Source organism: Bacillus sp. 3255 (genome assembly GCF_031456485.1).
Taxonomy (GTDB): Bacteria; Bacillota; Bacilli; order Paenibacillales; family NBRC-103111; genus Paenibacillus_E.
On sequence record NZ_JAVDUS010000021.1, the window covers coordinates 113,040 to 125,063 of the forward strand.

Genomic DNA, 12,024 nt, shown 5'->3' on the forward strand with positions numbered 1-12,024 from the left:
GCAAGTTTTCCATTGCCCTTCGTATTTTTTTGGGGAGGCTGTTCATGAGTAATTTGGCTGATAAACGGAATCGGTTTGAGCTTTTGATGCAGCAAGCCGAGATTCCAGCCGATATGATGCGCTCATTTTTTGCGGAAGGTTATATCGATCAAGTAGAAATCAGTCGGAAGAACCGCGACTGGACGTTTTATTTGGTGAAAAATGAATTGGTGCCTCAGAACATTTACCGCTCTTTCTGCAAAATGATTCAAGAGAAGTTCGCGCAAATTGCGAAAATTCGGTTTATTTGGAAGTTCGAAGGGGCGGAACCTGCCGCACTCGTGGAGGAGTATTGGACCTTATTCATGGAATGGCTGCAGCGCGAGGTTCCTTCCATTAACGGCTGGATGGCCAAAGCAAGATTTGAGGTATCGGGTCCGACGCTTTCCTTGATTATGCTGGATGCGATCGGCCTGGAACTGGCGAAGAAGAAAAATGTCGACACTTATATCAAAGACTTTTTTAACAACTATTTCCAAACGGAATTAAATGTGAAATATGCCATCAGCGATTCCGCCGATATCGAAACGGAATATGAGAAGTTCGCCAAACAGCGGGAGCAGAGCGAGAAGACGATCACGCAAGAAATCATGATGTCGATCGACATGGAAGAGGAAGAATCCTCGCTGCCGGACGATTTGAAGCTGGTGATGGGCTATGAAATTAAGGAAGTGCCGACGCCGCTCAAAGATATTCAAGAGGAAGAGAAGAAAATCACGGTGCAAGGTACGGTCTTCGGCTTGGAAGTCAAGGAGCTCCGCAACGGCAATACGCTCTTTACCTTCAATCTGACGGATTTCACGGATTCGATGGCGATGAAGGTGTTTGCCAAAACGAAGGACGACGTGAAGATCATGAGCCTGCTGCAGAACGGTACCTGGATTAGAGCCAGAGGCAAGGTGGAATATGACCGCTTCATGCAAATTCCCGAGCTCGTCATGATTCCGAACGATTTGACTGAAGTCATGGCGCCTAAGGACCGGATGGACGATGCGGAAGAGAAACGCGTGGAGTTTCATCTGCACACAACGATGAGTACGATGGATGCGTTAACGCCTGTTGACCAATACGTGAAGATGGCGGCCAAATGGGGTCACAAAGCGATTGCGATCACGGATCACAGCAATATTCAATGCTTCCCGGACGCCGGCAAGGCCGCGAAGAAGCATGGCATCAAAGTGATTTACGGCGTTGAAGCGAATGTGGTGAACGACTCCGTGCCGATCGTCATGAATGCGGTCAATATCGAGATGAAAGAGGCGACCTATGTCATCTTCGACGTGGAGACGACGGGGTTGTCCGTTACGAACAACCGCATCATCGAGCTTGCAGGCGTGAAAATGCAGGACGGCAAAGAAATCGACCGGTTCGCAACGTTCATTAACCCGCATGAGAAGATTCCTTATAACATTCAGCAATTGACGAATATTACGGACGATATGGTTGTCGGTGCACCTGACATCGAGGAGGAGCTTCCGAAGTTCGTGGAGTTCGTCGGCGATGCCGTGCTCGTTGCTCATAACGCCCGTTTCGATATGGGCTTCCTCCAAGCGAATTTGAAGCGAATGGGATTGCCCGAAGTAACGAATCCGGTGTTGGATACGCTCGAACTGGCGAGATTCTTATTCCCGGCTATGAAAAATCATCGTCTTAACACGCTGTCAGACAAATTTAAAGTAAGCTTGGACAACCATCACCGCGCGATCGACGACTCCATTGCCTTAGGATTTGTACTATATCATTTAATTAACGAGGCGTACGATCGACAAATTACGAGTCTGGCCAAGCTGAACGACTACGTCGGCAAAGATTTGTCGAATCAGCGGCCGTTCCACTGCTGTGTGTATGCGTTGAATGCCGTAGGCAAAAAGAACTTATTCAAACTTATATCCTTATCCCATACTACTTATCTGCAAAAGTCGGCGACGATTCCGAAGAGCGTGCTTGTTGAACTGAGGGAAGGTCTGCTTATTACTTCCGGCTGTGAGAAAGGTGAATTCTTCGAAGCGGTTCTGAACAAATCCATCGAGGAAGCCGAACAAGTCGCAGAGTTCTACGACATTCTGGAAATTCAACCGGTCAGCTACAATATGCACCTGGTCGATAAGGAGCTTGTCGGCAGCGAAGAAGATTTGCGCAATGCCGTTAGACGCGTCTGCGAGATCGGCTACAAGACGGGCAAGCCGGTCATCGCCACAGGGAACGTGCATTATCTGCACCCGCGCGAGAAAATGTGCCGGGACATAACGATTCACGGGATTACCGGCTTCAGCCCGCTCAAATCGATGAAGAAGCCGGACGCTCATTTCCGTACGACCAAAGAGATGCTGGAGGAGTTTAAGTTCCTGGGCGAAGAGAAAGCGCTCGAAGTCGTCGTTCGCAATACGAATGAGCTGGCAGACCGCTTCGAAGTGATCGAGCTGTTCCCGGACAAGCTGTTCACGCCGATCATCGATGGAGCTGACGAAGAAATCCGGAATACTTGTTATACGACAGCCAAAAATATTTATGGGGATGAACTGCCTGAGGTCATCGTTGCCCGGTTGGAGAAGGAGCTTGTGCCGATTATTAAATACGGGTTCTCCGCCAACTATTTGATTTCCGAGCGACTGGTGAAGAAATCCAATGCCGACGGCTATCTTGTAGGCTCGAGGGGATCGGTTGGTTCATCGGTCGTTGCGATGATGCTCGGCATCTCCGAGGTGAATCCGCTGCCGCCTCACTACATTTGCTATTCCTGTCAGCACAGCGAATGGTTCTTGGACGGCAGCGTGCCCAGCGGCTTCGATTTGCCGAACAAGGATTGCCCGAATTGCGGCGGAAGTCTCAAAGGCGACGGCCATGACATTCCGTTCGAAACGTTTCTTGGCTTCAAAGGGGACAAAGTTCCCGATATCGACTTGAACTTTTCCGGTGAATACCAGCCTGTTGCCCATAATTATACGAAAGAAATTTTCGGTGAGAAATGCGTATTCCGTGCGGGAACGATCGGAACCGTCGCCGAGAAAACGGCTTTCGGCTTCGTTAAGAAATACGAAGAAGAGTATGGCCATAAGTGGCGTGGTGCCGAGCTGAACAGGTTAGCGGCAGGCTGCACAGGCGTTAAGCGGAGCACGGGTCAGCATCCTGGGGGAATCGTAGTCGTCCCTGATTACATGGAAGTAGATGATATTACCCCTGTTCAATACCCGGCGGACGATAAGAATTCGGAATGGAAAACGACGCATTTCGATTATCACGCCTTCGACGCCAACCTGCTCAAGCTGGATATTCTCGGGCACGACGATCCGACGATGATGCGGATGCTTCAGGACTTGACGGGTATCGATCCGACGACCATTCCGATGAACGATCCCAAAGCGATGAGCATTTTTAATTCAACGGACGCCCTTGGCGTCACGCCGGACCAGATTCGTTCCCCGGTTGCCACCTACGGCGTGCCGGAGATGGGAACGAAGTTCGTTCGGCAGATGCTGCAAGAAACGCAGCCGAGCTCCTTTGCGGATTTATTGCAGATCTCCGGATTGTCACACGGAACAGGCGTTTGGCTCGGCAATGCCCAAGAGCTGATCAAGAAGGGCATCTGTAATATTAAAACCGTTATCGGATGCCGTGACGATATTATGTTGTACTTAATTTATAAAGCCGGCATGGATGCGGGTCTCGCGTTCAAAATTACGGAAAGCGTACGGAAAGGGAAAGGCTTGACCGACGAGTGGAAGGAAGAGATGAAACGCTGCAACGTGCCTGCGTGGTATATCGAGTCCTGTGAGCGAATCGAGTACATGTTCCCCAAAGCGCATGCTGCCGCATATGTTATTTCAGCAGTACGTACCGCTTATTTCAAGGTGTATCACCCGATTGCCTATTATGCGACTTATTTCAGCGTTCGTGCGGCGGACTTCGATTTGGACCTGTTGTGCCAAGGTTACGACGCCATACTCAAGCGTCTGATCGAGATCGAAGAGAAAGGCTTCCAAGCTACTCCGAAAGAGAAGGCGATGGTCTCCATTCTGGAGATGTCGCTGGAGATGACTTCGCGAGGGTTCAGCTTTAAGCCGATCGATATTTATCGTTCGGATGCGACGCGATTCACGATCGACGGCAATTCCTTGATACCGCCATTTGCGGCGATGTCGGGGATCGGCGAGAACGCAGCGAAGAATATCGCTGCCGCCAAGGATGATGGCGATTTCCTTTCGATCGAGGACTTCCAGAACCGGTCCAAAGCATCCAAAACGGTCATCGAGCTTTTGACATCGATGGGGTGCTTCCGCGGATTACCGGAATCCAATCAACTGTCTCTCTTCTAAAATGACCAGCTTTTCCATTGGTATAATCTTAGCTGTCAAGTGAAAAACATTTACAACTTGCTATTGTAATGCAAAGATTGGTTATGGTATAATTTTTCTTGGCAATAATGAGGATATCAGCTTGTGATCAAAGAGTGGGGAAACCCACTCTTTACATTTTGATATAGGACTTTTCGGTATGAAATAAGGGGAAAGTCAAATTTTAGGAGGTACATGTATCTGTGGTTACACAAGCGCATATCAAATCCGTCATAGAGGACATGCTGAAAGACTACATGGAACAAAATGGATTTGAACTCGTGGATGTCGAGTATGTCAAAGAGGGCAGCAATTGGTTCCTTCGCGTGTATGCGGACAAAGAAGGCGGAATTGATATAGATGATTGCGGCCGCATCAGTGAGTTTCTGAGTACTCAATTGGATCAGAAAGATCCGATCCCTGATGCTTATTTCTTGGAAGTATCTTCACCTGGCGCAGAGCGTCCGCTTAAGAAAGTTCAAGATTACTATAAGGCTGTAAATTCCCACGTCTTTGTAACGACCTATGAGCAAATCGAAGGTGCCAAGGAATTTGAAGGATTATTGCTCTCATTTGACGAACAAGATCTGGTAATTGAAATTGGCAAGAAGAAAGTAACGATTCCGTTCACTAAGGTAGCAAGCGCTCGTCTCGCTATCGTCTTTTAGTGACCGGTATTTATTGAAAGGGGGGACTCAGTTCAAATGAACACGGATTTTATCGAAGCGCTGTCCGAGATTGAACGCGAAAAGGGTATCTCAAAGGAGTTACTGATTGATGCAATTGAGGCAGCGATGATCTCAAGCTATAAACGCAATTTCAACACCGCACAGAATGTGCGCGTAGATATCAATCGTCATACTGGCCTCATCAAGGTATTTGCCCGCAAAACCGTAACTGAGGAAGTGCTTGACCCAAGATTGGAAATCTCGCTACATGCATCGCGTGAGATCAATCCGAATTACCAATTGGATGATATCGTTGAAATTGAAGTTACGCCTCGCGATTTCGGACGAATTGCCGCTCAAACGGCGAAACAAGTCGTGACGCAGCGCATTCGCGAAGCGGAGCGCGGTTTGATTTACAACGCTTTTATCGACAAAGAAGAAGATATCGTTACGGGGATTCTTCAGCGTCAAGATCAGCGTAATATTTATGTGGACTTGGGCAAGGTTGAGGCAGTGCTGCCTTTGACAGAGCTGATGCCGACCGATAAGTTCAAGCAGGGCGACCGCATCAAAGCGTATATTACGAAGGTGGAGAACACGACCAAAGGGCCGCAAATCATTTTGTCCAGAACGCACCCTGGTCTTCTTAAACGTCTGTTCGAGCTGGAAGTTCCGGAAATTTTCGACGGTGTGGTGGAGATTCGTTCGGTTGCCCGTGAAGCGGGATTCCGCTCCAAGATCGCGGTTCATTCCCGCAATCCGGAAGTCGATCCTGTAGGCTCCTGCGTAGGACCTAAAGGGCTTCGCGTCCAAACGATCGTAACCGAGCTTCGCGGCGAGAAAATCGACATCGTTCGTTGGATGGAAAGCGTTGAGGAATATGTGGCGAATGCGCTTAGTCCTTCCAAAGTGCTTGAAGTCCAAATTCATGAAAATGAGAAAATGGCGCGCGTCATCGTGCCGGACTACCAGCTTTCTCTGGCGATCGGGATCAAAGGGCAGAATGCCCGCCTGGCAGCCAAGTTGACCGGCTGGAAAATTGACATTAAGAGTGAAACACAAGCGGAGCAAGAATTTGGCCGAGTGAAAACTTATACAGAAGAAATGCATCAAGATTCAGTCTCCATCGATTAAGTTTTTGTTTGAAAGCAAGGGGTGATCGGAATGAAGCAGAGAAAAGTCCCTCTGAGAAAATGCGTGGCCTGCCAGGAAATGATGCCGAAGAGGGAGTTGATCCGCGTCGTCAAAACGCCTGAGGATGACATTCTCATTGATCTTAAGGGGAAGAAATCCGGGCGCGGTGCCTACTTATGCGGGAAAGTTTCTTGTTTTAAATTGGCAAAGAAAAGCAAAGCCTTGGATCGAGCACTTAAGCATGCCGTTAGCGCCGATATTTATGACCAATTGGAGCAAGATTTCATTCGCGTCGAAGATGAGTTCCTCTCTTCCAAAGAGGAGGAATCCGATGATGAATCCTAAATTTTCATCCCAATTAGGTCTGGCGATGCGGGCGGGGAAGCTTGTTACCGGCGATGAAGGAGTTTTCAAAGCCATTCGTTCGGGAGAAGCCAAACTTGTCATTATGGCGAAGGACGCTTCGGCTAATACACGTAAGAAATTTCAGGACAAATGCCAGTTCTATGGGGTTTCACTCATGGAAATTGGATCGAAATATGAATTGGGCCGCAGCATTGGAAAAGAGATGCGTGTCACCATAGGTGTATTGGACGGAGGCTTCGCACAGATGCTGCAGAAAAGTCAAGAAAATCCTGCGGAGGTGGAACATATTGACCAATAAACAACAAGATAATAAAGACAAAACGCGCGTATACGAATACGCCAAACAGCTTAATATGAGCAGTAAAGAGATTATAACTATTCTTAAACGTTTGAATATCCCAGTTAACAATCATATGAGTGTAATGGAAAATGACGCGGTTAGTTCCGTTGAAAAATTTTTCCGTGATATAAAAGCAAATGCGGCTGCCAAACGAGCAGCTACGGACGGAGGAAATGTGAATTCATCGACGACGAATCAGAATCCTGCAACGCAGGCTCCAGCACAAGAGAATAAAGGTGCAGCAACGGGGGCTTCCAAGCCTGTTGCTTCCTCAGAACAATTAGCCAACCAAACGAATAATGGTGCAGCTGCACCGGCTCAATCGAATTCAACATCGCCGAATACGAATCGTTCTTCCCAGCCACAACGTGACGGTCGTTCCGGCGGTCAGGGTCAAGGCTCTTATCAAGGCGGCGGACGTTCCGGCGGTCAAGGCCAAGGCGGACAACGTTCCGGCTATCAAGGCTCCAACTCCGGCAGCGGACGTCCAAGCGGCCAAGGCCAGGGCGGCCAGCGCTCCGGCTATCAAGGCTCCAATTCTGGCGGCGGACGTCCAGGCGGTCAAGGTCAAGGTCAAGGTCAAGGCGGCCAGCGTTCCGGCGACAGACCTCCTTTCCGCTCGAATGACAGCCGTCCAGGCGGATCTTCCGGCGGTTACAACAATCAACGTCCAGGCGGTCAAGGCCAAGGCGGCGCTCCTCGCAGCAACAACAATTTCGCTGCATCCCGTCCGAATCCGGGCGCAGGCGCACCGGCTGCCGGCGGATCTAACCTGAGCGGCAACCGTTCGCAAGGGCCGAGCGGCAACCGCAATACAGGTCCAGGCCGTCCTAACAAACCGTATGACAACCGCAATAACCAAAGTGGAAGACCGGTCATTCAAGAAGCGAAGCCGCAGTTCCACGTTGGAGCTTCAGCGGCCGAGTTGGATGATGCGGCAGCGAAGGCTGGCGTAATCACAACGAAGAAATCGAAGCCGACGCCAAAGCGCTTCGACGATAACCGCTCCGGGGGAAATCGCGGACCAGGTAACAGAGGCAATCAACGCGGCAACAACAGAGGCAGATACCAACAGGAAACGGTCAAGAAAGAGAAAATCGATAACACACCTAAGAAAATCATCGTCCGCGGCAGCATGACCGTCGGTGAAACGGCGAAATTGCTCCACAAAGATGCTTCCGAGGTTATCAAAAAGCTGCTGTTCCTGGGAACAATGGCAACCATTAACCAAGAGCTTGATCTGGATACGATCCAATTGATCGCAACCGAGTTCGGCGTTGAGGTTGAAATTAAAATCAAAGTCGAAGAAGATAACTTCGAGACTTTCGAAGAGATCGACGATGCGGCAGATCTGCTTGAGCGTCCGCCTGTTGTTACGATCATGGGTCACGTCGATCACGGTAAAACGACGCTGCTCGATGCCATTCGTAAAACTAGCGTAACCGAAGGTGAAGCGGGCGGTATTACGCAGCACATCGGGGCGTACCAAGTTGAAGTTAACCAGAAGAAAATCACGTTCCTGGATACACCGGGTCACGAAGCGTTCACAACCATGCGTGCCCGCGGTGCACAAGTAACGGATATTACAATTATTGTCGTTGCAGCCGATGACGGCGTTATGCCACAAACGGTAGAGGCGATCTCCCATGCCAAAGCGGCAGGTGTTCCGATCATCGTCGCAGTGAACAAAATCGATAAAGAAGGCGCAAATCCAGACCAAATCAAACAAGCTCTTACCGCTTATGAATTGGTTCCGGAGGAGTGGGGCGGCGATACGATTTTCTGCGAAATTTCTGCGAAGCAGCGCATCGGACTTGAGAATCTCTTAGAGATGATCTTGCTCGTAGCGGAAGTTCAAGAATACAAAGCTAACCCGAACAAGCGTGCAAGAGGTACTGTCATCGAAGCCGAGCTGGACAAAGGCAGAGGTCCGGTGGCTCGCGTTCTGATTCAGCACGGTACTTTGAAGGTTGGAGACAGCTTCGTAGCGGGTGTTCACTTCGGTCGGATCAGAGCGATGGTCAACGACAAAGGCAAACGCTTGAAAGAAGCGGGTCCTTCAACACCGGTTGAGATTACGGGTCTGACCGACGTTCCTCAAGCTGGAGATCCATTCTTGGTGTACGAAGATGAGCGTAAAGCTAGAGACATCGCTGAGCGCCGCGCAATTGCATTGCGTCAATCCGAGATGACGGCGAATTCGCGCGTTACATTGGATGACCTCTTCAAGCACATCAAAGACGGCGAAATCAAAGATCTGAACGTCATCATCAAAGGGGACGTTCAAGGCTCTGTAGAAGCATTGAAGAGCTCCCTCGAGAAGATCGAAGTGGAAGGCGTTCGCGTCAAAATCCTGCATAACGGTGTAGGTGCGATTACGGAGTCCGATATCATTCTGGCTTCCGCATCCAACGCGATTATTATCGGATTCAACGTACGTCCAGAACCGGCTGCGAAATCTACGGCAGATCAAGAGAAAGTCGACATTCGTCTGCACAACATCATCTACAACGTCATTGAAGAAATCGAGCAGGCCATGAAAGGTATGCTGGATCCAATCTTCAAAGAAGTGCTGCTTGGCCAAGCCGAAGTCCGGAACGTATTCAAAATTACGGGTTCAGGAACGATTGCCGGTTGTATGGTCACATCGGGCAAAATTGCTCGTAATGCGCAAACACGCTTGATCCGCAGCGGTATTGTTGTCCATGAAGGCAAAATCGATTCCTTGAAACGATTCAAAGATGACCAAAAAGAAGTGGCCCAAGGTTACGAATGTGGTATATCTCTGGAGCGTTATCATGATATTAAAGAGGGCGACATTATTGAAGCCTTCATCATGGAGTCCGTTGAGAGGTGATAACAAATGGCTAGGGTTCGCGTAGGCCGCGTAGGCGAGCAAATTAAGAAAGAATTAAGCCAAATCGTGCAATCGGAGCTAAAAGATCCGCGTATCGGGTTCCTGACCGTAACGGGTGTCGACGTAACGAATGATTTGTCCATGGCTCGCGTGTTTCTAAGCGTCATGGGTACGGATGAACAGAAAGAGGCTACTTTGAAGGCTCTTTCTGCCGGATCCGGATACATTCGTTCCGAACTTGGGAAACGAATTCGGTTGCGTAAAATTCCGGAGCTGCAATTCAGATTCGATGCGTCGATCGATTACGGCAGTCACATCGAGAATTTGCTGCATAAGCTCAATCAGGAAGGAAATCCAAGCGTATGAACGATAGAATGATCCATGCCAACGAATACAGCCAGCAGCTGGAAGCAGCGGCTAAGTTTATCGAGCAGCATGATGATTTCTTGGTGGTATCTCACATCCAGCCGGATGGAGATGCCGCCAGTTCTACATACGCGACGGGCTGGCTTCTGGATAAGCTTGGGAAATCCTATACGATGATCAATGAAGGTGCCATGCCTTCGAAATTTTCCTATTTATCGGGAAGCGATCGTGTTCTCGACTACAGCCGGAACGTGCCGGAAAGGCAATACCGGACCATCATAAGTGTTGATTGTGCTGATTTCTCCAGAATAGGTAGGGTCAGCACTCTTTTTGATGAAGGAGCCGATTTGCTCAATATAGATCATCACCCGACGAACGATAATTTCGGAACGTGCCATCTCATTAAGCATGATGCTGCCGCAACCGTTCAGATTTTGTACGATTTGGCTATACATATGAACTTGAAGCCCGACCTGGTGTTTGGAGATTGCATCTATACAGGGCTTTTGACAGATACAGGCGGCTTCAGATATTCCAATACATCGCCGGAAGTGATGCAGATGGGAGCATCTTTGCTCGATCTGGGTGTAGAGGGATCTGTTATCGCGGAGCAAGTGTTGGAAAGAGTCACATATTCACAAATCGTCCTGCTGCAGAAAGCACTATCCACGCTATCGTTCGCACATGACCGGAAGTTAGCATGGCTTGCCGTATCGCTTGCCGATCTGGAGGCCACGGGTGCTTCCAGCGAGGACTTGGACGGGCTCGTCAACTATCCCCGGAATGTGGAGGGGGTTGAAGTGGGGATGCTGTTTAAAGAGAAGGCAGCCGGCGTGATCAAGGTCAGTCTCCGCTCATCCGGTCTTGTCGATGTTGCGGCGGTCGCTCAATCGCTGGGCGGCGGCGGCCATGTGCGGGCATCCGGGTGCACGATCCACGGGACTCTGGAACAAGCGGTAGAGAGAATGGTGCAGGAAGTAGGGAGCAAGCTGAAATGACGCAACAATCATTGGAAGGTATTCTGCCTGTATGGAAGCCCGAGGGCTTCACATCTCACGATGTAGTGGCCAAAGCCAGAGGCATACTCGGCATCAAACGGATCGGTCATACCGGCACGTTGGATCCCCAGGTTACCGGGGTTTTACCGCTTTGCATTGGCCGGGCCACCCGTATGGTCGAATACATGCAAGAGCTGCCCAAAGAGTATGAGGCGAAGCTGCTGGTCGGACTCTCCACCGATACGGAGGATATGACCGGTACCGTTACAGCGGAAGTGCCTCACGTTCATTTGGAAGAATCGCAAGTCCGAGACATTTTGCATCGTTTCGTCGGTGACATCGACCAGACGCCTCCTATGTTTTCCGCCGTGAAAGTCGATGGGAAGCGGCTTTATGAGCTTGCTCGCGAGGGCAAGGAAGTCGAGCGCAAATCCCGCCGCGTGACGATCCATCGTTTGGATATTGTTCGAATTGACCTCACAGCCGAGCGACCGGAAATTCATTTCCGCGTGCTGTGCTCCAAAGGGACCTATATCCGAACGTTATGTGTGGATATCGGCAAAGCGCTGGGGTACCCAGCCGTTATGAAAAGTTTGATCCGTACTTCAACCGGCAGTATCCGCAAGGAGCAATGCTTAACCTTCGAGCAAATTGCCGAGCTGAAGAAGCAAGGCGATTTGCAGAATCATCTGATCCCGATGGATCAGGCGATTTCGCACATTCCTGCCGTGGAGCTGTCCGCTCAGGAAGCCGTACATGTTCAGCAAGGGAAGCGAATTGCCTTGCCTGCGCAGCGCGTAGAAGGTGCGAAGGATTCTCAAGTGCTAGTGCGCGCTTATTCGCCCGATCAACGTTTTCTTGGCTTGTTCGAATGGAGAAGCGCTGGCCAAATCCTGATCCCTTCGAAAGTGTTTCATTAGACGAA

At 49.8% G+C, this 12,024-nt stretch carries 9 protein-coding genes; all 9 read left to right on the forward strand.

The annotated features are described in order from the left end of the window. Positions 1–44 precede the first annotated feature (44 nt). The 9 genes from J2X61_RS28020 to truB all read left to right on the forward strand — a co-directional run bounded on the left by J2X61_RS28020 (position 45) and on the right by truB (position 12,019). Positions 45–4,352, forward strand: coding sequence for a PolC-type DNA polymerase III (locus J2X61_RS28020; protein WP_274471359.1), 4,308 nt, complete (start codon positions 45–47; stop codon positions 4,350–4,352). A 221-nt stretch (positions 4,353–4,573) separates the two neighbouring features. Continuing rightward, complete coding sequence (gene rimP, locus J2X61_RS28025) at positions 4,574–5,038, forward strand: ribosome maturation factor RimP (RefSeq protein ID WP_274471360.1); 465 nt, start codon at positions 4,574–4,576, stop codon at positions 5,036–5,038. 36 nt (positions 5,039–5,074) lie between these two features. Further along, positions 5,075–6,172, forward strand: coding sequence for a transcription termination factor NusA (nusA, locus tag J2X61_RS28030; protein ID WP_274471362.1), 1,098 nt, complete (start codon positions 5,075–5,077; stop codon positions 6,170–6,172). Between the two features lie 30 nt (positions 6,173–6,202). Beyond that, positions 6,203–6,517 carry an RNase P modulator RnpM gene (gene rnpM, locus J2X61_RS28035; RefSeq protein WP_274471363.1) on the forward strand — a complete coding sequence of 105 codons (315 nt, stop codon included), beginning with the start codon at positions 6,203–6,205 and terminating at the stop codon, positions 6,515–6,517. Further along, the gene (locus J2X61_RS28040; protein ID WP_379240544.1) at positions 6,504–6,836 is read left to right on the forward strand and encodes a L7Ae/L30e/S12e/Gadd45 family ribosomal protein; all 333 of its coding nucleotides are present in this window, start codon (positions 6,504–6,506) and stop codon (positions 6,834–6,836) included. The genes rnpM and J2X61_RS28040 overlap by 14 nt, the downstream gene beginning before the upstream one ends. A 55-nt stretch (positions 6,837–6,891) precedes the next feature. Next, positions 6,892–9,735, forward strand: a complete 2,844-nt coding sequence (infB, locus tag J2X61_RS28045; RefSeq protein ID WP_396135519.1) for a translation initiation factor IF-2 — start codon at positions 6,892–6,894, stop codon at positions 9,733–9,735. A 6-nt stretch (positions 9,736–9,741) separates the two neighbouring features. Further along, a complete protein-coding gene (gene rbfA, locus J2X61_RS28050; RefSeq protein WP_274471366.1) occupies positions 9,742–10,101 on the forward strand; it encodes a 30S ribosome-binding factor RbfA in 360 nt (119 codons plus the stop codon). After that, positions 10,098–11,099: a DHH family phosphoesterase gene (locus J2X61_RS28055; RefSeq protein WP_310192676.1), complete on the forward strand. Its 1,002-nt coding sequence runs from the start codon at positions 10,098–10,100 to the stop codon at positions 11,097–11,099. Before rbfA ends, J2X61_RS28055 begins: the two co-directional genes overlap by 4 nt. Continuing rightward, positions 11,096–12,019, forward strand: coding sequence for a tRNA pseudouridine(55) synthase TruB (truB, locus tag J2X61_RS28060; protein ID WP_310192679.1), 924 nt, complete (start codon positions 11,096–11,098; stop codon positions 12,017–12,019). The genes J2X61_RS28055 and truB overlap by 4 nt, the downstream gene beginning before the upstream one ends. Positions 12,020–12,024: the final 5 nt, after the last annotated feature.

Coding starts and splice junctions, on each gene's coding strand:
- J2X61_RS28020 (WP_274471359.1), top strand. CDS start 45: ATGAGTAATTTGGCTGATAAACGGAATCGGTTTGAGCTTTTGATGCAG.
- nusA (WP_274471362.1), top strand. CDS start 5,075: ATGAACACGGATTTTATCGAAGCGCTGTCCGAGATTGAACGCGAAAAG.
- rnpM (WP_274471363.1), top strand. CDS start 6,203: ATGAAGCAGAGAAAAGTCCCTCTGAGAAAATGCGTGGCCTGCCAGGAA.
- J2X61_RS28040 (WP_379240544.1), top strand. CDS start 6,504: ATGATGAATCCTAAATTTTCATCCCAATTAGGTCTGGCGATGCGGGCG.
- infB (WP_396135519.1), top strand. CDS start 6,892: ATGAGCAGTAAAGAGATTATAACTATTCTTAAACGTTTGAATATCCCA.
- rbfA (WP_274471366.1), top strand. CDS start 9,742: ATGGCTAGGGTTCGCGTAGGCCGCGTAGGCGAGCAAATTAAGAAAGAA.
- J2X61_RS28055 (WP_310192676.1), top strand. CDS start 10,098: ATGAACGATAGAATGATCCATGCCAACGAATACAGCCAGCAGCTGGAA.
- truB (WP_310192679.1), top strand. CDS start 11,096: ATGACGCAACAATCATTGGAAGGTATTCTGCCTGTATGGAAGCCCGAG.